Here is a 23537-nt window from a genome sequence, read left to right as displayed (position 1 = left end):
TTTAGTTTCATGATTACATTGCTTTACTATATTTGCTGGGAGAGAGCTGTTGAAAAGGTTGGATAAATTAGCATGGCTTATGACAAAGTTTAAACAGGTGCTGTATTTTAATTATCGAGGGATTATCGATAGTGATGCTTGTTTATCAACAAACAGTCGACCTTCTAATTGATTATAAATGAGAATTATTATCAATTAAGGTTGATCTCAGTACTTTTTCTGATTTATATTAGTGGTCACTTTCATTGTAGTTATTTACTCGTTAATTAGGGAGTTATTTTGAGCTTTTACAAGTTGTTTTGGTGTTACCCTATACTTTTATTAGGTGTTTTTTCTGCAAATGCAAACCAAAAAGTAAATGTCGTTATAGATCAAGTGAAGCAACAGCAGCTTGCTCCTACCGTTACATTAACTGGCTCATTAAAAGCGCAGCGTCATGCTAATCTTTCCGTGCTAACTGATGGTGTTGTGACCCAAATTCATCGAGAAACAGGTGATCAAATTGAACAAGGTGCGCCATTATTAGCTTTAGATTCAGCGTTAGTAAAAGCACAACTACAAGCTAATAAAGCTACATTAGCACGAGCACAAGTTGCTGTTGACGACGCATTACGCCGCTACACTGAAGCAAGATCTTTATCGGAACAAAACCTATTTGCCCAAACTGAGCTTGCTGATCGAGAAGCCACTTTAAAAAGCGCAGAAGCAACGTTGCTTGAAGAGCAAGCAAATCAATATTATCAACAGCAATTATTAAATCGTCATCAACTAATAGCACCTTTTAGCGGGGTTATTGCGCAGCGAATGGTAGATGTGGGTGAATGGGTTACTCGAGGACAAAGTGTTTTTGAACTAGTTAATAATAAGCAATTATGGCTTGATTTGTATATGCCTCAAGAGCATTTCAATGCGATTGATATAAACAATAGCGTTAATGTGTACTTAGCTTCCCAACCGGAAAAAATATTTAATGCGACAGTAATTACTAAAGTTCCCGTGATTAACACCAGTAATCGCAGCTTTTTAGTGCGTTTAGCATTAGAGAGTACTACTGATTTGCAAGTTGGTTTATCAGCTAATGCCGATATTGCTTTAAAAGCAACAACTAAGGAAAGTGTTGTGATTGATCGGGATGCTTTATTACGCCACCCGGACGGTGGCTTTAGCGTGTTTATAATTCGAGACGGTATTGCCTATAGACAAAGTGTAACTCTTGGTACACGAATTAATAGTAAGATTGAAATCACTCAAGGCTTGCAAGCAGGCCAGTGGGTAGTCACCCAAGGAAACGAATTACTTCAAGACAAACAAGTCGTTAATGTAGTTTCTCAAATAGGTATTAAATAATGTTACAAGGTGCTGTTAAGCAAGGTATTTTAGTTGCCGTAGTTGTTATGATTTCCTGTATTTTAGGTATTGTGGCGGCCTTTAAAATACCAGTACAAATGATTCCAGATCTTGACGTACGAACTATTACGGTAGTAACAGAATGGCCAGGTGCAACACCACAAGATGTCGAAAAGGAAATACTGATAGAACAAGAGCGTTATTTACGTTCGTTACCTAATTTAAAACGAATGTCGAGTTATGCCAATACTGGCGAAGCAGAAGTTGAACTTGAATTTCCCTTTGGTGCAGATGTGAATGAAGCGCTGATCAATGTTAGTAACGCTCTAGCGCAAGTACCTAACTATCCTGATAACGTTGATCAACCTGTACTGTATAGTAGCTCTTTTTCATCTAATGCTTTTATGTTTTTCACGTTAAAACCTTTAGCAGGTAATCCATTAAACCTAGATATTGATATGTTGCGTGATTTTACGCAAGACAATGTTAGACCAGAAATGGAGCGTGTTACAGGTGTATCACAAGTGAGTATTCGAGGTGGTGCGTTATATCAAGTGCAAATATTGGTTGATCAACAAAAACTAGCTAGCAGAAATATCAGCTTAACCGGCGTAAGAGATGCCATTAAAAGTCGTAATTTAGATGCTTCTGCTGGTGATATCGATAGCGGGAAAAGACGTTATTTATTACGTATGGTTGGTCGTTTTCAATCAGCACAGGCACTTGAAGAATTAGTTATTGCACAAGATCAAGATAGTACAGTTAAACTTAAAGATATAGCGAAAGTTACCTTAGATCATTATGAATTACGTGACGTAGCGTACAATGATGGTGAACGTAACTTGATGCTTATGGTTCGTCGAGAAAGTGGCTCAAATGTTATCGCGATCAAAGATGAAATGTTACAGGTCGTTGAAAGACTAAATCATGATTTATTAGAAAAAAATGGCTTACAACTAACTTTACTTAGTGACGATGTTAGGTATGTAAAAGGATCGATTGAAAATGTTTGGACTAACTTAGCATTAGGTGCCTTATTAGCAACCTTGGTAATGTTTTGGTTTTTGAAAAGCCCTCGCTCTACTATTATAGGAGTTATGGGGGTACCTATTTGCACCATTGCCGCTTTTCTAGGCTTACTTCTGTTTAATCGAACCATTAATGTTATCTCATTGGCAGGGGTGGCTTTTGCTATTGGTATGACAGTTGATAACACAATTGTTGTACTGGAAAATATTGAACAAGCTAAGCGACGAGGATTATCGAAATTTAAAGCTGCTATTACCGGAGTACAAGAAGTTTGGCCGGCAGTATTAGCCTCTACATTGACGACAGTATTGGTATTTGCTCCCATCTTATTTATTGTTCAAGAAGCAGGGCAGCTATACTCAGATGTTGCTATTGCTATTTCTGCAGCAATTATTGCCTCAATGTTAGTCGCGTTGTTAGTTGTGCCAGCAGCCTTCGCTACATTTTCAACTAAAGACTCGCAAACATCAGCAATGACTACACAAATGCACTTGCCTGCATTTATTAAAAAATTCTTAGCTTCTACACGTCAACGATTTGTTTGTGTGGTTTTTGCTATTGTTGGTTTAATTGGTGGCGCTTGGTTATTTATGCCTGAGGCAGAGTATTTACCTGAAGGTGAGGAACCTAAAGCCTTTTCGATGATGATTGCACCACCAGGGTATAATTTAACTTATATGGAAAAAATTGGAGATGAATTATTACCTTATTTTAATAAGCATTTAAATGCGCCTAGTAGTGATTTTGAACAAGGAAAAACCGATCTACCTTCCTTAAAGTATTACTCTATGTCAATTGGGGTAGGAAGTATTTGGTTTTTAAGTGAGCCTAGTAATACTGAACACATCGATGCCATGATGAAGGCTATCACTCAAAAATTTAAGAGTTATCCAGGGATGCGCGCTTTCTCTTCTCGTGGCTCTATTATCTCAAGTAATGATGGGGGAACACGAGCCGTTGCTATTGATATAAGTGGCCCTGAGCAGGTTAACTTATATCGTGCGGCCGATGCTATTTACAGGCTTGCAAGTGATGTATTTGATAATCCTCAAGTGGACTCTGAGCCTTCTTCACTAACACTAGATCAACCGTTAATTGAAATTCAACCTCGCTGGCAACGTCTTGCTGAAGTTGGTATGTCGGCTGATGAGCTAGGTTATACCATTGCCGCACTGAGTGATGGAGCCTATGTTGATGAGCTAATTATTAATGATGATAAAGTCGATATTTTTATTTTCTCAGAAGCAGGTAATAAACAATCTTTGTCAGGCTTAGAACAAGCACCTGTTGTTACTAAACAAGGATTATTACCATTAAATGCGTTAGCAAACTTAAATGAAAAAGCAGATAGTGATAGCTTGCGACGTGTTGATGGACGTAGAACAGTTACCGTATATATTATTCCACCGCGTGATGTGGCATTAGAGCGAGCACAGCAAATTGTTCGAGAGGAGCTATTACCTCAGCTACAAAAACAAGGCGATTTACTTCCAGATGTTAATATTACTATTGGTGGTGCAGCCGATCAGCTCGAAAAAACCCGTGATGCACTAAGTGGCAACTTTATTGTCGCTTTAGCATTATGCTATTTACTATTGGTTGCTATTTTTAAACATTGGGGACAGCCGCTATTCATTATGGCAACAGTACCTTTGGGCATGGCAGGCGGGTTGCTTGGTTTAGTAATTACTAATAGTGTTGGCTCTGTTGTTGGTGGTTTCCATCAACCATTCGATATGATTACCATGTTAGGTTTCTTAATTTTATTAGGCACTGTAGTCAATAATCCAATCTTGATCGTTGATCAAAGTCGTCGCAATTTAGCTTCAGGACTTAAGCCATATAAAGCTGTTATTAATGCACTAGAAACACGATTAAAACCTATTGTGATGTCTACTATGACTACCTTATGTGGTTTAGCGCCTTTAGTCTTTTTACCAGGGGAGGGCTCTGAGCTTTATCGTGGAGTGGGGATTGTAGTATTAGGTGGTATTACCGTATCAACCTTAGTGAGTTTAACAGTATTGCCTGCCATGCTACTTATGTTTTATAAACAGGAAGAATTGGAATAGGTATAAAGGAAGTCAGCTAAGATTTCGAGTTTTGTATTTGATATGCTTTTGGATATGAAAGGTGGACTTCAGAGTTAGATTATTACATAAGATAGGTAATGGCGCGCCATGCAGGAGTCGAACCTGCGACCTTTGCCTCCGGAGGGCAACGCTCTATCCAGCTGAGCTAATGGCGCATATTGTTAGTTTTGACTATTTCTTCTAAGTTTCACATCTTAATATAGTTGCAAACACTAAAGGAAAGGTTATCGCGCTAGGCTTTTGATAGCATACGATAAGCGCGGAAATACTATAGCTAATAAGGGAGTTTGTCTAGAGATGAACATGAATATTTCTGTATTACACGCAATACTGTTTTATCTAGCGAGTATAAGGCAACGATATTGATGTACTTTAATGGTAAAAATGCCTAAAGTAGTCACTATATTTACAATACACTATTGAATAGTTACTATTTTATGATGATGAAAATGTACATATCTTATTTCTTCCAACGTAGGTTATTAAAAGCGTTGAATAACAAGGTCTTTGGTCTTTTTTTATTTTCTTGCTGTATTACTGCTGCGTATGCTTCACCCTCAGAAGGTTATCAAGTAGCAACAATTGAAGCGGAGCCTTACACCCAAGTAATACAACGAACAGGTAAGGTTGATTTTGCCCGAGTGGTGAATCTTTCTTTTAAAACAGCGGGTTTTTTAACTGAATTAAATGTTGATGAAGGCGAAGTTTTTAAAAAAAATCAATTGCTTGCTGCCTTAGATACCTCAGAATTATTAGCAGAAAAAAACGCAACGTATTCACGTTTGTTGCAAGCTAAACGTAATATCGATCGTGTAAAAGTTTTACTAGAAAAAAACCTTAGTTCCCAACGCGATTTAGATGATGCTTTAACTGCCGTGGAAACCACCAGAGCAGCCTACAAAGTCGCTTCTTATAACTTAAATAAAGCACAAATATTAGCCCCCTTCGATGGGGTTGTAATTCAACGTAGTACCGATTTAGGTGAGTTACAAGCTCCTGGCGCAGGCGCATTACAAGTGGCAACCTTATCTAAAAATCTTATTGCGAGTGTATCTTTAACGGGTGAGGAAATATCTTTAGTACATTTAAATCAAGAGGTCAAAGTTAATTTAGCTTATGCAGGGTTAGTGAATGGTAGGATAAGTAAAATCCCTGCCATAGCCGATAGTCGAAATCATTTATTTACTATCGAAGTATCTTTAGAAGAGACAAATCTAACGAAGCCTTTGATTGTAGGGCAAATAGCTAAAATACTTATTTATGCACAAAGTGAAAATTATATTTATCGTTTACCTATAGAAGCTCTAAATTCAGTTAATGAGCAAGGACAAGCGTTGATTACTATTGAAAAGGATAACGCTCCTGTGCAGCAGGCTTTTGTTATTTATAAATTAGACAATGATTTTATTTACTTAACAGCGCAAGAAAATTCACCAGCATTAGATGTTATTACTCAAGGGTGGAATAATTTCCCCCTGATTTCTACTAAAAAGTAAGCATAATGAAGTTACCTAATCTAGCAATTAAAAATGCACAGTTTACCTTAACTATAGTGGTATTACTGGTACTTGTTGGCATTGTGTCATATTTGAATATGCCTCGCAGTGAAGATCCACAATTTGATATTCCGATTACCCTAATTGAAGTGATTTATCCCGGTGCATCGCCAACGGATATTGAAACTTTAGTGGTAGATCCACTCGAAGAAGAATTTGCCGATATTGAGAATATCAAACAAGTTGAAGCACAAATAAAAAATGATGGGGCTCGTATTGAAGTTAAATTTCAGTATGGAGCCGATCCTGAATTGGCCTTCAATAAAATACAACTTGCGGTTTCTTCGGTTAAACCGTCGTTGCCTGCGGGAGTACAAGATTTACTGGTATTAAAAGCAACGCCCACTGCAGTTGCTGTTGTGCAGCTTGCTTTGTGGACAGAGCCAGCTGATTATAAGCAAATGGAGTTTTATGCAAAATTATTAGAAAAGCGCTTAGAAACAATAAGTAGTGTGAAAAAAGCCGATATATGGGGATATCCCCAGCAAATTATGGCTGTTGATCTTAATTTAGATCTTCTTTTACATCATAAAATCTCTACCACGCAAGTCATGCAAGTATTGCAAGGGCGAGCAATTAATATTACCCCTGGCTTTGTTGATGCTAATACGCGTCGATTTAATGTGAAAACCAGTGGTAATTTTGAAAAAATATCTCAACTAGAAGACACTATTATTCTTTCTAATGATGATTTTGTGTTACGTCTTAAAGATATTGCTAAGATTAGCTTTGGTAGTCAAGATCCAAGTTACTTAGCGTATTATGATAATAAACCGGTAATTTTTGTTACCGTTGAACAACGTATGAACACGAATATTTTTTCGTTAACACAAGCCATACAACAAGAAATTGCATTATTTAAAGAAACAGTTCCGCCAGAATTGAAAATGGAAGTGTTATTTGAGCAAGCCCATAGTGTTGAAAATAGAGTTAACGGCTTTTTTGAAAATTTGTGGCAAGGGCTTGTGCTGGTCGGTATTTTATCATTGTTGTTTCTGGGATTAAGAGAGGCACTCGTGGTGATGATTGCTATCCCGCTTTCGTTTGTTATTGCTATTGGCTGGTTGGATTTTGCTGGTTTTGGATTGCAGCAAATGTCGATTGTTGGGCTTATTATTGCGTTAGGACTTTTGGTTGATAACGCTATTGTTGTGACCGAGAGTATTCATCGAGAAAGAAAAAAACATACATCACTTATCGAAGCGGCCGCCGCGGGCGCAAGTAAGGTAGGATGGGCAGTTTCAAGCGGTACTATTACTACTATGTTAGCGTTTTTACCTATGTTAATGCTCGCAAGTGATACCGGTGATTTTATTCGTTCTATGCCTGTAACAGTTGTGCTAGTTTTATTGGCTTCATTGTTAATTGCACTCACGTTTACCCCGCTCCTAGCAAGTAAGTTTTTATTACCTCATGAGGATGAAGCTGCTAGTGAAAATACAAAAAGAAAAATTAAAACACTACAACATTATATAAATAATTTTGCTGAAAACTTTTATGTGACTTGGTTGCAAAAACTTTTCCGCTTGAAGGTAGTCGTTATTGCAGTTGCTATCGCAAGCTTAATCGCTATGTTGTCACTTTTTTCTGAGGTCGGTTTAAGTTTATTTCCAAAAGCAGAAAAGCCGATGATTTTAATCGATGTGGAAACACCGCCTAACTCATCATTAGAACATACCAATAACGTGATGCAAAAAATGACGCACTTTATTGAAGATCAAGAGTTAGTTGAAAAAGTAGCATTGAATGTCGGTAGCTCGAATCCACGTATTTATTATAATGAAATTCCTAAACGAGGTGTGGTTAAATATGGGCAAATATTGGTTGTATTAACTGAATTTGATCCTGATGCAGTTGAAGACCTTGTTAGCACATTACGTACTGAGTTTGATCGCTGGCAACAGGCAAAAATCACCATAAAAGAATTTACTCAAGGGCCGGTGACAGATCAACCTATTGCTATTCGTTTGATTTCTGAATCTCTAGCCGACTTAGAGCGTGTCGCCAAAGATTTAGAAAGTAAAATGGCGAAAACCGAAGGTACTATTAATATTGATAATCCAATTGGTGTAGCAAATACCGAGCTTAATTTACAAATTGATTATGAAAAAGCTGGATTATCAAATATCGATGTTAATACGCTAGATAATACCCTGCAATCTGTATTGTCAGGTACTTATGTTGGTCGTTTTAATGATGATAATGGTGAAAATTACCCTATTTTAGTGCGTAATAAAAACCCTGATATCAACACTTTGTCAGATGTCTATGTCACTAGCTTAACAGGACAACAGATACCATTAATGCAGGTGGTTGATGCCAAGTTACAAAAGGGGCAAACAGATTATTTTCATTATCAAAAATTACGTATGGCAAAAGTATCTGCTGATGCTGCGCCTGGTTACTCAGTTAACGCCCTTACCGAAGAGTTTGTGCAATACATCGAGCAATATGATTTACCCTTAGGTATGTATTACATCTTAGGCGGAGAAGAAGAGTCTAGACAAGAATCTTTTTCGGGATTAACACAAATCATGTTAATCACTGCTATTGGTATTTTTGCAGTGTTAGTGCTGCAATTTAAATCTTTTTTACAACCATTAATTATTTTTAGTTCAATTCCGTTTGCGATGGCAGGCTCTGTTATTGGCTTGTACCTAACCGGGTTATCTTTTTCTATGATGGCTTTTATTGGTCTTATTAGTTTATTTGGTATTGTGGTCAATAATGCCATTATCTTAATTGATAGTGCGAATAGAAACCTAGCAGAAGGGTTAAACAAGCAACAAGCCGTGTTAAAGGCGAGTGCTACCCGTTTTACCCCCATTTTACTCACCACATTAACAACTATTGGAGGGTTAATTCCATTAACGTTATATGGCGGTGGCTTATGGCAACCATTGGGTGTTGTCCTTATTTCTGGTCTTTGTGTCTCTGCTATTTCCAGTTTTATATTAGTACCCGTATTAACAGAGCTATTTACTCGCTCAAAATCATCATTTATCGATCAGGAAATAAAACACTAACTTATGGAAATGTATACGGTAGGTATATGGGGGTATAGCTTTGCGAGTATTGCTTATGTGCTTTTTTCTTTGCTTATTCTCGCAGCACATAATAAATCAAGCATTGCTAAGTGGTTATTATTCAGCGCCTTAATGGCCGCAACAGCTAATGTTATTGGTGCATTGCAGGTTAGTTTGGGTTTTTCATTACAATGGGCAATGCTAGCTGATGCTATTAAGATTGCCGCTTTTTCTGTTTTTATCCTTAGCTTTAATATTGAAAAAGGAAATGTTAAAGACGTTTTACATAATGAAACTGTACGTAAATATTTGCTGTTTTGGTTTGGCTCATCTATCGTTTGTTGGGGCTTGAGTTACACCTTAGATTATTCTTATGAATACTTATTTTTGTTGTTTGTCATTCTAAATTTATTGAGTTTGGTATTACTTGAACAAATCTATCGAGGGGCGAATGATGAAGCCAAAGAATCTGTTACACCGCTAGTTATTGCGATAGGGTGTATTGCCGTATTTGATTTTGTACTTTTTGCTCAAGCAACCATGGTTGGTGGCATTGAGTTCCAATTTTGGTATATAAGAGGGTATTTATCAGCCTTAGCCGTACCATTATTATTAATCAGTGTTAGGCATTTTAAAGCGGGTACTGTACGAGTATTTGTATCACGTAATGTTGTTTTTTATAGCTCAATGTTAATGATTGCCGGATTGTACTTATTAGCAATGGCTGTCGCAGGTTATTTGATAAACTATTTTGGTGGAAAGTGGGGGGAATTGGTTAGTTTCGGTTTCTTCATCCTCGGCAGTATTGTGCTTGCAGTATTACTTATTACAGAAAGTGTACGTCGTCGAGTGAAGGTTTTTATTTCAAAACATTTTTTTGCGAATAAATATGAATATCGAGAAGAATGGTTAGAGTTAATTGGGAAAATTGAAACGGCTACGGCTGAAAACTACTATCAAATGTCATTACAAATTATGATGTCTAAAGTAGATGCGACGGGTGGGGTTATCTTAAAAGCGATGGAGAATAATCGTTTTGTTGTCCCTCATAGTGATGGGATTGAATTAGATGAATCGTTCGATAAAGATCTAGAGCTACTTGAAAATTTTACTAAACGTCAAGGATGGATTATCGATATTAATGAATACAGCGAAAATCCATTGTCATATCCTGGGTTATTTATTCAGCCTAAAATTTGGCATGCTGTGGGGGTAAATATCCTAGTACCTATCCTTATCGGAAAAACTTTTTATGGTTTTTTTGTGTTATCAAATAGCAATGAAGAAAATAAACTTAATTGGGAAGACCGAGATTTACTTTTTGCTATTTCGAAACAATTAGGTAATTTTATTTCTTTAAATGAGGCCAATGATAAACTAGCCGAAGCTAAACAATTTGATGCATTTAATCAAATGTCAGCTTTTCTCGTGCATGATCTCAAAAACATTCAAGCCCAATTAGCGTTAATTACCTCTAATGCGATACAGCATCGGGATAACCCTGAATTTGTGGATGATGTCTTTGAAACAGTAGAGTCAGCAACAGAGAGGTTAGCGAAGGTATTAACACAACTGAGAAATAAGCAAGTCGCACAATCAACAAGTAGAAAAGTTGATCTGGGTGATATTATCGAGCGTGTTATAGAGCAGCGAAATGTAATACAACCGCGAGTTTACTTGCAAAAAAATGACAACTGTTTAGCAACACTTGATGACGAGCGGTTCTTTTCAGTGATGAATCATTTAATTCAAAATGCACAAGAAGCAAGTGCTGCAGATGGCAGGGTAGACGTTACTCTAGAGAAGCAGGGAGAGAGAATAAATATAGCCGTGAGCGATAATGGCTGTGGTATGTCTGCAACTTTCATTAAAACTCGATTGTTTAAACCTTTCGATACCACCAAAGGGAATGCTGGTATGGGGATAGGTGTTTTTGATGCAAAACAATTTTTTGAAAGTGTAGCAGGTAGCTTAACGGTTGAAAGTATTGAAGGGCAAGGAACCAAAATGATGATTTCTTTACCTATATAAATAAAGCATATTTACACTACAGGCTTTACTTTAGTGCTGTATGCGTTAGGGTAATTGCATTCTATGATGAAACACAAATATGTGATTTGATTAGTATATTAGTAAAAATAATTGGGAAAGGAACTAATGGAAAAAGTATTAATTGTTGATGACGATAAAGGCATTCAAAAACAGCTGAAATGGAGTTTGTCTGATTATAGCCCTATTTTAGCCGGAGATAGAGAATCTGCAATTGCTGCCGTAAGACGCCATGAGCCTAAAGTAGTTACTTTAGATTTAGGCTTACCACCAGATGAAACCAATGCAAGCGAAGGCTTGAAGGCGTTAGAAGAAATTCTTGCTATTGCTCCTCATACCAAAGTTATTGTTATTACAGGCAATGAAGATAGAGTCAATGCCCTAGAAGCGATTGCTGCAGGCGCTTATGATTTTTATCAAAAACCCATTGATGCTGAAGTTATTAATGTCATTATTTCTCGAGCTTTCACGTTAGCTAATATTGAAAGTGAAAACCGCTCTATGCGGGCGGTTACCGATAGTAATATTGGTATTATTGGTAATAGTGAGGCGATTGATCGCTTATGTACTATGGTCAAACGGATTGCACCAACGAATATCACCGCCTTATTATTAGGTGAAAGCGGTACTGGTAAAGAAGTCACGGCAAAAGCAGTACACTTGGCTAGTGATCGTGCAGATAAGCCTTTTATTGCTATTAACTGTGCTTCTATTCCTGAAACATTATTAGAAAGTGAATTATTTGGTTTTGAGAAAGGGGCATTTACTGGCGCCCATAAAACCACGAAAGGTAAAATAGAATGTGCAGAAGGCGGCACCTTATTTCTAGATGAAATTGGCGATATGCCATTTAATTTACAAGCTAAATTATTGCGTTTTTTACAAGAAAAAATTATTGAACGTTTAGGCGGTAGAGAAGAGATTCCGGTTAATGTTAGGGTGGTTTGTGCAACGAACCAAAACTTAGAAGAGATGGTTGCCAATAAAGAATTTAGAGAAGATTTATTTTATCGAGTGAGTGAAATAACGTTAAATATTCCGCCATTACGTGATCGCGATGAAGACGTTTTAATTCTCGCTAAATATTTTCTACAGCTTTATGCTACTGAGTATAAACGTAATGCCAAATCTTTCTCTGAAGACGCTATCGGTGCTATTAACACACATAAATGGCCGGGAAATATTCGAGAATTACAAAATAAAGTTAAATCCGCCGTGGTCATGAGTACCGGCGTGCAGGTCACTGCTTTTGATTTAGGCTTCTTCGACCACAGTGATACCAATTATGAGCTTTCATTGAATTTACGTACGGTAAGAGAGCAAGCAGAATCTTTGGCTATTCAAAAGGCATATGCGCTGTCGGAGGGGAATATGTCTAAAACATCAGAACTTTTGGGGGTTACTAGGCCTACACTGTATTCATTAATTGAAAAATATGAGCTGAGCATTAACAGTTAATTTACTAATAATTGCGGGTTATCAATAACACTTTAACCCGCAATAGCTTTTACAGTCACAACATAAAAGCATTGTAAGTACTGGCTATATATCTTTTTCTATTTGCTCTTGAGCGTATTGGCGATTTTTCTGCTTAAGTAGTTTATCAACATAACGCGCCATTTTTATCTTTTGTTTAATGTTAGCTTCTAAGATCTCTTCTACTTCTCTTAAAACTTCTTTTATATTTTCAACATTTTCACTCGAGTTAACGACAAATTGTTGAGTGGCGGATTGGTTTGGTGATTGAGTATTCTCAAGAGTCTTTGAGCTTAATGAACCGGTTAGTTCAACCGACATTTCCTGCGCAACTTCATTAATATTATCAACTGTAAAATGAGATGCTTCTTCTAAAAAACCAAACAATAACAAACGGTCGACAAAAATATTAATTTTACGTGGTACACCTAATGTTTTTTGGTGAATTAATTCAAACGCATCATCAGAAAAAAGTGCTTCTTTTTTACAACCCGCTTGTTGTAATCGGTGATTAATATAACTTTTTACTTCTTCAATGCTTAATGGTTTTAAGTGTGCAGAGGCAATAATACGCTGTCTAAATTGCTCCATATTAGGCGCTTGAATAATATCTTTAAGCTCTTCTTGACCGAGTAAAAAACTTTGAATAAGCGGTTTATCATCAAGTTGAAAATTTGAAAGCATTCTCAATTCTTCAACCGTTTCAGAAGGTAGGTTTTGTGCTTCATCCACTAACAGTAAGGCGCGCTTTCCTTGCTTATTAAGTTGAATTAAAAAAGCTTCTATATTGCGCAATACTTCTGCCTTGCTACTGTTGCTTTTTAAAGGAATTTTAAACTCGGCAGCGACTAGTTCAAGTAATTCATCCGGTGATAGCTTTGTTGTCACAAGTTGTGCAGCAACAATATTTTCATCGCCTATAGAAGCCAATAAATTTCGAGCAATGGTCGTTTTTCCTGTGCCAATAGGACCTGTAATAACAATAAAGCCTTCACCTTGGTCTAAGCCATACTGTAAATAAGATAATGCACGTTGATGATGGCTGGTTGCAAAGAAGAAACGAGGATCAGGACTTAACTGGAAAGGTTTTTCTTTAAAACCATAGTAACTTTCATACATATTAAAATTCTTTGGTTACGTTAATTATTGCGCGTAATTCATCGTAGGTATACTGCTCAACCGTTGAGTCTCTATTGACTTGTTGAAGCGTAAAATGAGTTGATAAAGATGATGCTAAATTTTTAGTGTAAGTGGCAGATAATGTTCTGTAATCATCTTCTTGTCTACTCCCTGCGGGATTATTTTTGTCATAAATATTGTTGTCGTACTTAGCTAATAGCGTTAACTTACTTTTACCACTAATTCTACGATTTATTGTGAACGAGGCTGACAAGGTATCGTCTACTATTTCAGATTCAATACTCTCACGTCTAGTACCTGAGGCGCTAAAAGTAAAAGAGGTTCTAGCAAGTTGTAATGTTGAATTCCAAGAAAAGCGTTTATTTAACGAAAATTCGTTACTCTCAACTGGCTCTAAGTAAAAAAAGTTTGTTAATTGAAATTGACTATCGTCTGGTTGCTCTGATTGGGCAAAACAGTTAGCAATATTTGCGATGGTAGAGCCTGTTGGACACCAGAATGCACCTAGATCTATTTGTTGGAAACTATTTCGATCAAACACTTCTAGAGTTTCATCATAAGAAATAGTGTTGGTTAAACGTTTTGTTCTATGTTGAAAACTGAGGTCATATGAATCGCCAAAAAAGCGTTGGCTGTAGCCTGCTGTTAATGAAGTTCTTGCTGAAGGATCCCATTGAATTGATGCGGCGACATAATCATCACTAACTTCATCATCGGTAACATAGTTATAAGACAAATCTAATTGTAAGTGTTGTGAAACTAACCAGCGGAAACCAGGGCCCCATGAAGACGTCGTCGGTTGGCTTTGATTGCCAAAAGTACCTGAGAAATCCTCATCATAGAAACGAATAAAAGGATTGAGATCTATCGGAGTTATTAAGCCTAATTTTGCATCGACACTATATTGCTTTCCATCTCTAGTAATACCTAAAGAGTTCTGTTCTCTTTTTGAATAACTACTATTTAGCTGCCAAAAAACGAGACGTGCATTGTTATTATTGTTGGTATTTATATAAATAGATTCACTATCATAATCACCAATATCATCTTCAAACCTACTGGTACTATATGTAACTGCAGATTGTAGAGCGAAACTGCTGTTATTGACGTTATAACGTAGACCTGTAGCATAACTTTCAGACTGGACTGTATCGCCAGAGACTAAATCAGCAAGGCTATTGCTAGCTGAGTTTCTACTGGTATTATCGACGACAGCTGTCGCAAAAATCTCTGGTCCATCAGACCAGAGGTATAAACTTCCCTGACTATTCAGCGTTAAATAATTGTCATCAATACTACTATCATGACTAAAGAAGAGGTTATTGTTCTCGCCAGTAAAAGAAAAGTTAGCAAAGCGAGATTGGTAATCTACCCCCACTCCTAAAATCGCTTGAGATACTAGGCTAGAAGTGGGGTCAGTAATCGTTAATTCTACATTATCGGTATAGGTTTCTTCTATCCCAAAAGTGGGCACAAACTGCCACTCTCCGGCCATGGTCGGAGTTACGAAAATTGAGCATGTTAATAATGTTAAAACATTGGCTAAGTGAAAATTATTAGCTTTTCTTACCGTAGCCATAGCCATAATAGCCATACTCATCCTTTTTAGATCTGATTGTTTTATTCATTACGAAGCCGACAGCGATATCTTCGTTAAGTTGAGCAACCGCTTTTTTTACACTATCTAATTTTGTTTTGGACTCTTCAACCACAACAACTGCTTGTCCCACTAAGCTTGATAATACAGGGGTCTCAGTAACACCTAGTATAGGTGGACAATCAAATATAACAATACGGTCTGGATAGCGTTGAGCAAGCTCTTCTGCTAATGAAGCCATTTTAGCACTAGCTAGTAACTCATTGGTTAAATGATGTGGCTTACCGGCAGGGATTAATTTTAAATTATCAATGCTGGTATTATAAATAACATCAGATAATGATGGTACTTCGTCAAGTAGATATTCAAGTAAACCCTGCTTACTTTCAAATTCTAACTCTCTGTGTATGCTTGGTCTTAATACATCAGCATCAACTAATAAAACAGTTTTATCTTGTTCAAGTGCAATACTTAAAGCAAGGTTAATTGAGATAAAAGTTTTACCTTCATTAGGGTTAGAGCTGCTCACCATAATTAAGTTACTGTGCTTTAATGTTTTCGCGGCAGCCCCAAAAGCATTGTTGATTAACTTACGTTTAATATGGCGGAATTCTTCTTGTATATGATGAGCACTGTTAGCACTAAAAATAAATCCACGCTCAGTTAGGTGCTCACCATTTAAAATGATTGCTTCTTTATTTGCTCTTGATGTTTTAGTAGACGTAGAGCTTTTCAAAGCAGTTTGGGTATCTTTTATTTGGTGCGGTATTTCAGCACTTGTTGCATCATTACTTTCTTTCAAGCTTATATCTTGCGCTTCAATATTACTCTTATTGTCTTGCGCCGCTTTTTTTTGTTTGGCCAATGCCTTTTCTATAGTGCTCATGGCTTATAATATCCTTTTCAATGGGGCTTGAATGGCATCAGGAAATAAAAAATAACTTATAAACATCATCAGAATAATTAGTAGGCAAAGATTGGATATAATAAAAAGAATTGTCTTCTTTTTATGCCATTTTTGTAGGCCCAAATTTTCATTAGCGGATACCACACCAAATATAGGTACGCCAGTCGCTTTTGATAACTGAGCAGTAGACGTTGCTACAGGTGATAATTGACTGAATAATAATGATAAACCAATCCCTGCACCAAAACCCAAAAAAGTTACGAATATAAAGAATAGTATTCGCTTAGGCCCTGAAGGTTTATCTGCAGCTCTAGGGGGATCTATCACTTTAAATTGTATTTTATTGGTTGTTTCATCTGCTTGTTGTGCTAGTTGAGCAGTTTCTTGTCGATTCAATAATTGTTCATATTTATTTTTAGTAATTTCATAACCACGGTTTAGTGCAACCAATTCAGCTTCAATTTCAGGTAATACATGAATTTTACTTTCAAGCTCACTCACTTTATTTCGATAATCATTAGCTCTAACTTTCATTGAGGCTACTTGATTTTCAAATTGATTAACTTGAATTTGTAATTCTTGAATAACAGGGTTTTGGCTCGTGATTAATGAGTTGCTATCATTATTACTTGCTTCATTTAAGTATTCTTCAATTTCGTTGCTGCGTTCTTTCTCTAAGTGCTCTAGACGTCTTTTGGCTTCGACTACATCAGGATGATTATCAGTATATCTTAAGAGCAAAGCGTCTAATGATAATTCTAATTCAGTAATACGATCATCAAAATTAGTTTTAATAGAGTTGGCTGTTTGTATTTTATTTTGGCTTGAGCTTGACTCACTAGGTACAGTGCCTAATTGAGCTCTAGCAGATGCTAATTGTGTTTCAGCCTCTTTTAATTCAAGTTCAATTTTTTCTAAGTTTTCTTTGGCAAGATTAAGCCTAGTATAATAACCACCATTTTGGTCGGGTAGCATGGTGCTATATTTTTGTTTGAAGTCTGTTAAGCGACCCTCTGCACTTGTCAACCTATTCTCATAATCGGCTATCTGGCTTTTTAAGAATTTCTGTGCAGAATCTGAATCTGTTCGATTTTGGCCAAGAGTATTTTCTATAAAGACGGTTAATGCTGATTGTACAACATTTTTAGCCATTTCTGGGCTTTTATCTTCAAAGGAAATAGTAAATATATTATCTCTTCCTCGGGTTTTTACTATTTTTATATTTTCTCGTAAGCGATTTATAATAGCTTCATATTGTTGCGGTGTTTCAGCTTGAATGTCTAAATCAGTCATTCGTGAAATACGTTCTAAATTAGGGCGACTAAGTAATGTTTTAATCATTAAATTGATTTGAATGTCTGGATTGGTTTGTACCGTTAACCCTTTCAGTAATGGTGCTAATATTGATTGAGTATCAGCAAATACACGTGCTTCAGATTCATATACATTGGGCATCATTGAAACAACACCCCATCCGATCGGGCAGATAAGCCAAGTCGATATAATAATATACCGACGTTTAATCCAAATACCTTTTAAATAATCGAGTAGATCATTAAATATTTCTTGCATTCTAATTACTAACCTTCATTAATTATATTTTTTCCGCTGTCAGACAGAAGTCCAACCTACATTAAGTTTAATCATGCTTAGAAGATAAGTTAGTATTCTCTAATCAGACTAAAAGGCTACTTGATTAAAACCAAGCTTCAGGAATAATGATAATATCACCAGGTAACATATCAACGTTGGCGCTAATATCCCCATCTTTTAATAATTCGTCAATCATGATGTCGTATTGTTGTTGCTTACCATCTTCAATTCTAACTAATACAGCACCATTACCATTAGCAAATTCCGTTAAACCACCTACTTGTATCATTACATCTAATAATGTCATGTGTTGAGTATAATTGATCGCTTGTGGTTGCGCTGCCTCACCAATAACACGAATTTGCTCGCTAAATGGGCCAACAAAACTATTCACCGTAACAGTTACGATAGGGTCTCTTAAATAAGTTCCTAATATCTCTTCAATTGAACGGGCTAGCTCAGTAGGCGTTTTACCCGATACTTTTATATCTTCTACCAGTGAAGTGGTAATCATGCCGTCAGGACGAACAACGAATGATCCTGAAACCTCAGGATTACGCCAAACAAATATATTAAGCACATCTCCAGCACCAATAAGGTATTTATAAGAGTTAATATCGTCGGTATTTGAAGAGTGGAGTGTAGCTGTTGGTAATTGATTAGTAGAACAGGCTGAAATGATTTGAGCTAAAAGTAAAACAACGATTACTTTAAGTGACTTGGTAAATTTTTTATCCATGGTATATACCTTCAACATCAAAAATTATTTGTAATTCGATTATTGATTGTATGGTATTTTTTTCATAGATGCCACATTTTAACAACGGTAAATAAAACCTTAACTTTAGCTACATTTTTGATAGAATCATTTCTTTTAGATTTGTAGTGTGAGTTTTTTGTGTTATTTGGGTGATGTCTTTCATAGAAATTTAATATATCTATCAAAAATTAACCTTATCCTAATAGCTAAAATAAATTCTAAATTACATCTATTTACGCCCCCTATTTTTGGGTGGAATTCATTCCGACAAATATATAATTCATCAAGGAATCTAGTCTATTATGTCTAGCCCCAAATTTCGAGATTTATCAATTGCAAGCAAGTCATTGATATCAATAGAGTTCTTATTGTTTTTAAGTGCATTGCCTTTTGTTATATATGGTAGTAGCTTTGTTATGGAAAGTCATTTTTCTGCTATTCCTGATAATTACTTACTGATTTATTCGGTAGTTTTTGCTCTTCTTAATCAATTAACTTCACTCGCGTTAGGTTTATATAACTCTAAATTACGAGTTAACTTTCGAGGCGTTATTCGCCGAGTATTAATGTGTGTTGCAGTTGCCTTTTTTATTCTTACTATCATTAATCCTCTTTATGGTACTTATGCGCTGCCAATAGAAGTATTAGCGATAGCGTCATTAGTTAGCTTTATATTGATTAGCTTCTTTAGATACTTAACGGTTCAAATAGACTTTTTTGGTTTTAATAAACGTATTGTTTTAGTACTTGGTGCCGGTGAAAGGGCATCGATAATAGAAAGACGAATGCGCAGAGATGTCGATAGACAAAGTTTTTCAGTGCATGGTTATGTTGTTATGAATGGCGACGCCGAAGAAGGCATAAAACAAGAAACAAGAATCGAACTTAAGGGTTCATTAGTGAATTATGCGTTAAACCATCAAATTGATGAAATCGTTGTGGCGAGTGATGAACGCCGCAATAATATTCCTATTGATGAGCTTTTTGCTTGTAAAATTCGTGGTATTGAAATTACTGAAATTTTAGACTTTATTGAACGAGAAACAGGACAAATAGCAGTAAATCTTATTTATCCGAGTTGGGTTATTTATTCGAACGGTTTTGCTTCAGCAAATCATTTGCGTAATACGTTAGATTGGATATTTAATGCGGCAATGGCTTCTATACTATTATTTGTTACTTGGCCAATAATGCTGTTAACTGCTGTGTTAATTAAATTAGATGAAGGGTTAAAAGCGCCTGTTTTTTACTTCCAAGAACGTGTCGGTTTAGACGGTGAACCTTTTAATATTATTAAATTTAGAAGTATGCGTTTAGACGCCGAAAAATTTGGTGCTCAAATGGCTTCGGAAGATGACCCTCGTATCACCAAAATAGGTAATATTTTACGTAAATATCGAATTGATGAGTTACCACAAATTTATAACGTTATTCGTGGTGATATGGGGTTTGTTGGCCCTAGACCTGAAAGACCAGAATTTGTGCAAAGTTTGATTAAAAATATTCCTTATTATAATGAACGTCATAATGTTAAACCTGGATTAACAGGTTGGGCGCAACTGAAGTATCCTTATGGTGCTACGGAAGCGGATTCATTAGAAAAGCTTAAATATGATTTGTATTACATTAAGCATCGCAGTTTTTTGTTGGACCTGTTAATTTTGATCAGAACAGTTGAGATTGTGTTGTTTGGTAAGGGGCGCTAATGCTATCTTGCTTATTTTTTATCAGTGCTACTTGGTTTATAGTCCATAAAGGTTTTTATTCATGAGCAACATTATAAATGCGATGACAGTTGATGTAGAAGATTATTTTCATGTTTCTGCTTTTGAAAAAGTTATTCAGCCACAAGACTGGTCAAACTGTAAACCTACGGTTGATTATAATACGAGAAGAATACTCGATATATTTGCAAAGCATGAAATAAAAGGTACCTTCTTTATTTTAGGGTGGGTTGCTAATGCTTTTCCTAAACTAATGCAGGATATTGCAGATGCAGGTCATGAAATTGCTAGTCATGGTTATAATCACCGAAGAGCCTCAACGCAATCAAGGGAAGAACTCAAAATCGATATTGTTAAAAGTATTGATTTATTAGAGCAGTTGTCAGGGCAAAAAGTTTTAGGGTATAGAGCTCCTAGCTTTTCTATAGGTGAAAATAATGAATGGGTATTTGAGTTGTTACATGAATTAGGTATTTTATATAGCTCCAGTACATACCCAATAGAGCACGACCTATATGGTACACCTAAGTGGCCTCGATTCAAACATCTGCGTAAGGAAGGGATAATTGAAATTCCTATTCCTACACTTAGAAAAAATGATGAAAATACAGGGATAGGTGGTGGAGGTTATTTCCGCTTATATCCTTATTGGCTCTCTAAAAATCGTATTGATAAGTTCCATCAGCAAGAGCAGCAGCCTTATAATTTTTATTTTCATCCATGGGAAATTGATCCTAAACAACCTAGGGTTAAAGAAGCTTCACTTAAATCGAAATTTAGACACTATATTAATTTGTCTAGAATGGAGAATAAAATAGAACATTTATTAATGGATTTTAAATGGTCAACAATGAAGAATGTTTATTTGAATGAAGATGATGTAAATAAAAAGGGAGTTATATGACCATCATACAGAGCACGTATACAAAAAATATAATATTAATTAGTAGCTTAATCTTTTCATTACTTTTAGCTTTTAATGGTTCTTTTAATAAGCTCGCACTAATTTGGGAATACTCAAATACATACGGACATGGTTTTTTAATCTTACCTACTACGTTATGGTTAATACATCGTAAAAAGAATGAACTTGCATTAATTGAGGCACAACCATCTTTTTTAGGCTTGGTTTTGGTGGGTCTAACCTCGCTATTCTGGTTTGTTAGTGTTGTTTCCTATATCAATGTCTTAGAGCAGTTTGCATTATTTAGTTTATTTATAGTCTTAACTTGGGCTTTTTTTGGTTGGAAAGTGGTTTTTTTCTTAAGATTTCCCTTAGCCTTTTTGTATCTTTCAATTCCCATCGGTGATTTTTTAATTCCTTATCTACAGTTTGTTACAGCTGATATCTCTGTATATATGATTAAAATTTTAGGTATTCCTGTTTATAGGGATGGAATGTATATACAAATACCAAACGGTAATTTTGTTGTTGCTGAAGCATGTAGTGGTATAAGATTTTTAATTTCAACTATTACTATTGGTGTTCTATATTCGTATTTGAATTTCACTAAGCTTTATAAGCAAATTCTTTTTGTTTTGATTTGTTGTGCTGTTGCTATTATTGGTAATGGTTTGAGGGCATTTTTAATCATTCTTATTGGTCACTTATCTGATATGAAGGCTGCTGTAGGATTTGATCACTTAGTTTATGGTTGGGTATTTTTTGCTTTTATAATGGGCTTAATATTTGTTATTGGCCATTATATGAGTGACCCCATTGCTGAATTAGAAAAAACTCAAGTGAAGAAGGACAAATCGGTAGCACAAAAATTTCCATCTTTAATATTTACTACTTTTACGTTATTAGTTTTATTTTTAGGTCCGCTGTTAAAATACCAATATGAAAAAAATGTAAATTTGTTAACAGAACAAATAGACAAAAGCTCATTGACAGACACTGACTTTAAAGACATTCCTAAGTTTGATAATAATTGGATACCAAGTTTCCCTCGAGCAGATGAAATATACATATCGAAATCAACTTCTGACAACGTAGAGATTTTTATAGCTAAGTATTATGCTGAAACAGATGATAAAGAAATAATCAGTTATCAAAACAGATTTTTTGACGAAGATCTTTGGTCACTTAAAAGTATTTCTTCTCATGAAATAACTGATATCAGCGATAACAATATACCATACACATCACTTTCTATAGTTAATATACAAGGTAAAGAGCGCACAATTAGGGTTACGTATAAAGTTAATAACATGCTGTCAGCTAATAAAATTGAGTTTAAGTTATTGCAACTAACTAATAAAATAATGATGACTGATTTTGGTGGAGAGGTTATTGTGTTGTCCTCGTTAGATCCATCTAACGCTGATAATGATTTAGACAAATTTATGTATGAAGGTTTTTTTAAAGTTAAACAACATACCATTTTGATAGAATAGGAATGCAGTAATTTATGTTAGTTTCTACCGTTATTCTTTCTTACAACTCTGTTGATCCAATAAAGCGTTGTTTAGATGACTTAATAAGTTCGTTGTTAGAATTTGACGAACAAAGTGAAATATTCATTGTTGATAACGGTTCCAAAGACGGAAGCGTGGAATTAATTAAAGAATATGAAAATAAATACCAAAGCTCACACCCAGAATTAATAAAGCCTATTTTCTTTACTGAAAACACAGGTACAACTTATTCTAGAAATGCAGCGTTAAAAAAAGCGAAGGGTAAGTTTATTTTAGTGCTTGATTCAGATGCCTATATTAATCATAGTGCCATTCAAGGTTTACTATCATATCTGGAAAATAATGAAGATGTAGGCATGGCTGTACCGAGGCTCTCATACAATAGTGGTAATTTTCAATTGTCTTGCGATGTTTTCCCTACACTTATTCATAAGTTAAAGCGCTTTTTATTTCTAAAAAATATTGAAGCAAAGCCACATGCACTTCAATTAGCTACTGAGCCAATGACTGTTGATTATGCTATTTCAGCCTGTTGGATGCTTTCGAGCGAAGCGTTTAAAAAGACAGGTTTATTTGATGAAAAAATATTTTATTCACCAGAAGATGTAGATTACTGCTTACGAGTATGGGAGCAAGGATATAAAATCACCTATCTTCCGCACGCAGAAGTTATTCATGATGCACAAGAGTTATCTCGTGGTTTTAAGCTTTCTAAATTTCATTTCTCTCATTTAAAAGGATTATTTTATTTAATGAATAAGCACCATTATTTTTGGGGATTAAATAAACTATATAAACGACTAAATAGGTTTGGTTAGT

The 23537-nt window shown here is 35.7% G+C and carries 15 protein-coding genes and 1 tRNA gene; 10 read left to right on the top strand and 6 right to left on the bottom strand.

What is annotated here, in order from left to right; genetic code table 11:
• Nucleotides 1-279: 279 nt before the first annotated feature.
• Together Q4503_RS08470 and Q4503_RS08465 are read left to right on the top strand one after the other, a co-directional pair.
• Nucleotides 280-1347, top strand: a complete 1068-nt coding sequence (locus tag Q4503_RS08470) for an efflux RND transporter periplasmic adaptor subunit (RefSeq protein WP_252727476.1) — start codon at nt 280-282, stop codon at nt 1345-1347.
• Nucleotides 1347-4448 carry an efflux RND transporter permease subunit gene (locus Q4503_RS08465; protein WP_303601994.1) on the top strand — a complete coding sequence of 1034 codons (3102 nt, stop codon included), beginning with the start codon at nt 1347-1349 and terminating at the stop codon, nt 4446-4448. The genes Q4503_RS08470 and Q4503_RS08465 overlap by 1 nt, the downstream gene beginning before the upstream one ends.
• Nucleotides 4449-4547: 99 nt before the next feature.
• Here Q4503_RS08465 and Q4503_RS08460 read toward each other — a convergent pair.
• Nucleotides 4548-4624: transfer RNA gene (locus tag Q4503_RS08460), tRNA-Arg, on the bottom strand.
• 294 nt (nt 4625-4918) lie between these two features.
• Here Q4503_RS08460 and Q4503_RS08455 point away from each other — a divergent pair.
• From Q4503_RS08455 to prsR, 4 genes are all read left to right on the top strand, one after another.
• Nucleotides 4919-5965 carry an efflux RND transporter periplasmic adaptor subunit gene (locus tag Q4503_RS08455; protein WP_215973032.1) on the top strand — a complete coding sequence of 349 codons (1047 nt, stop codon included), beginning with the start codon at nt 4919-4921 and terminating at the stop codon, nt 5963-5965.
• 5 nt (nt 5966-5970) lie between these two features.
• Nucleotides 5971-9051 (top strand): efflux RND transporter permease subunit, encoded by a 3081-nt coding sequence (locus Q4503_RS08450; protein ID WP_303601993.1) that lies wholly within the window; start codon nt 5971-5973, stop codon nt 9049-9051.
• A gap of 3 nt (nt 9052-9054) precedes the next feature.
• Entirely contained in the window at nt 9055-11082 is a 2028-nt protein-coding gene (gene prsK / locus Q4503_RS08445; RefSeq protein WP_303601992.1) for an XrtA/PEP-CTERM system histidine kinase PrsK, read from the top strand.
• Between the two features lie 126 nt (nt 11083-11208).
• Nucleotides 11209-12558 carry a PEP-CTERM-box response regulator transcription factor gene (prsR, locus tag Q4503_RS08440; RefSeq protein WP_215973030.1) on the top strand — a complete coding sequence of 450 codons (1350 nt, stop codon included), beginning with the start codon at nt 11209-11211 and terminating at the stop codon, nt 12556-12558.
• Between the two features lie 84 nt (nt 12559-12642).
• Here prsR and Q4503_RS08435 read toward each other — a convergent pair whose 3' ends face one another.
• The 5 genes from Q4503_RS08435 to Q4503_RS08415 all read right to left on the bottom strand — a co-directional run bounded on the left by Q4503_RS08435 (nt 12643) and on the right by Q4503_RS08415 (nt 18552).
• Entirely contained in the window at nt 12643-13695 is a 1053-nt protein-coding gene (locus tag Q4503_RS08435) for an XrtA/PEP-CTERM system-associated ATPase (RefSeq protein WP_303601991.1), read from the bottom strand.
• Nucleotide 13696: 1 nt separating this feature from the next.
• A complete protein-coding gene (locus Q4503_RS08430; protein WP_303601990.1) occupies nt 13697-15310 on the bottom strand; it encodes a TIGR03016 family PEP-CTERM system-associated outer membrane protein in 1614 nt (537 codons plus the stop codon).
• The gene (locus Q4503_RS08425) at nt 15273-16199 is read right to left on the bottom strand and encodes an XrtA-associated tyrosine autokinase (RefSeq protein ID WP_303601989.1); all 927 of its coding nucleotides are present in this window, start codon (nt 16197-16199) and stop codon (nt 15273-15275) included. Before Q4503_RS08425 ends, Q4503_RS08430 begins: the two co-directional genes overlap by 38 nt.
• Before the next feature lie 3 nt (nt 16200-16202).
• Nucleotides 16203-17792 carry an XrtA system polysaccharide chain length determinant gene (locus Q4503_RS08420; RefSeq protein ID WP_303601988.1) on the bottom strand — a complete coding sequence of 530 codons (1590 nt, stop codon included), beginning with the start codon at nt 17790-17792 and terminating at the stop codon, nt 16203-16205.
• Between the two features lie 124 nt (nt 17793-17916).
• Complete coding sequence (locus tag Q4503_RS08415) at nt 17917-18552, bottom strand: XrtA/PEP-CTERM system exopolysaccharide export protein (protein ID WP_215973025.1); 636 nt, start codon at nt 18550-18552, stop codon at nt 17917-17919.
• Nucleotides 18553-18875: 323 nt separating this feature from the next.
• Between Q4503_RS08415 and Q4503_RS08410 the strand changes: the two genes are divergently transcribed.
• From Q4503_RS08410 to Q4503_RS08395, 4 genes are all read left to right on the top strand, one after another.
• Entirely contained in the window at nt 18876-20279 is a 1404-nt protein-coding gene (locus tag Q4503_RS08410) for a TIGR03013 family XrtA/PEP-CTERM system glycosyltransferase (RefSeq protein WP_303601987.1), read from the top strand.
• A gap of 61 nt (nt 20280-20340) precedes the next feature.
• Nucleotides 20341-21201 (top strand): XrtA system polysaccharide deacetylase, encoded by an 861-nt coding sequence (locus tag Q4503_RS08405; RefSeq protein WP_303601986.1) that lies wholly within the window; start codon nt 20341-20343, stop codon nt 21199-21201.
• Nucleotides 21198-22697 (top strand): exosortase A, encoded by a 1500-nt coding sequence (gene xrtA / locus Q4503_RS08400; RefSeq protein ID WP_303601985.1) that lies wholly within the window; start codon nt 21198-21200, stop codon nt 22695-22697. The genes Q4503_RS08405 and xrtA overlap by 4 nt, the downstream gene beginning before the upstream one ends.
• 14 nt (nt 22698-22711) lie before the next feature.
• Nucleotides 22712-23536 carry a glycosyltransferase family 2 protein gene (locus Q4503_RS08395; RefSeq protein WP_303601984.1) on the top strand — a complete coding sequence of 275 codons (825 nt, stop codon included), beginning with the start codon at nt 22712-22714 and terminating at the stop codon, nt 23534-23536.
• The last annotated feature ends 1 nt before the right edge of the window (nt 23537 follow it).

It is taken from the genome of Colwellia sp. 6_MG-2023, from assembly GCF_030547765.1.
In the GTDB taxonomy this organism is placed as follows: domain Bacteria; phylum Pseudomonadota; class Gammaproteobacteria; order Enterobacterales; family Alteromonadaceae; genus Colwellia.
This window is presented reverse-complemented; position numbering and strand designations above follow the sequence as displayed.

Coding starts and splice junctions, on each gene's coding strand:
- Q4503_RS08455 (WP_215973032.1), top strand. CDS start 4,919: ATGTACATATCTTATTTCTTCCAACGTAGGTTATTAAAAGCGTTGAAT.
- Q4503_RS08430 (WP_303601990.1), bottom strand. CDS start 15,310: ATGGCTATTATGGCTATGGCTACGGTAAGAAAAGCTAATAATTTTCAC.
- Q4503_RS08425 (WP_303601989.1), bottom strand. CDS start 16,199: ATGAGCACTATAGAAAAGGCATTGGCCAAACAAAAAAAAGCGGCGCAA.
- prsK (WP_303601992.1), top strand. CDS start 9,055: ATGGAAATGTATACGGTAGGTATATGGGGGTATAGCTTTGCGAGTATT.
- Q4503_RS08465 (WP_303601994.1), top strand. CDS start 1,347: ATGTTACAAGGTGCTGTTAAGCAAGGTATTTTAGTTGCCGTAGTTGTT.
- xrtA (WP_303601985.1), top strand. CDS start 21,198: ATGACCATCATACAGAGCACGTATACAAAAAATATAATATTAATTAGT.
- Q4503_RS08395 (WP_303601984.1), top strand. CDS start 22,712: ATGTTAGTTTCTACCGTTATTCTTTCTTACAACTCTGTTGATCCAATA.
- prsR (WP_215973030.1), top strand. CDS start 11,209: ATGGAAAAAGTATTAATTGTTGATGACGATAAAGGCATTCAAAAACAG.
- Q4503_RS08405 (WP_303601986.1), top strand. CDS start 20,341: ATGAGCAACATTATAAATGCGATGACAGTTGATGTAGAAGATTATTTT.
- Q4503_RS08415 (WP_215973025.1), bottom strand. CDS start 18,552: ATGGATAAAAAATTTACCAAGTCACTTAAAGTAATCGTTGTTTTACTT.
- Q4503_RS08410 (WP_303601987.1), top strand. CDS start 18,876: ATGTCTAGCCCCAAATTTCGAGATTTATCAATTGCAAGCAAGTCATTG.
- Q4503_RS08435 (WP_303601991.1), bottom strand. CDS start 13,695: ATGTATGAAAGTTACTATGGTTTTAAAGAAAAACCTTTCCAGTTAAGT.
- Q4503_RS08420 (WP_303601988.1), bottom strand. CDS start 17,792: ATGCAAGAAATATTTAATGATCTACTCGATTATTTAAAAGGTATTTGG.
- Q4503_RS08450 (WP_303601993.1), top strand. CDS start 5,971: ATGAAGTTACCTAATCTAGCAATTAAAAATGCACAGTTTACCTTAACT.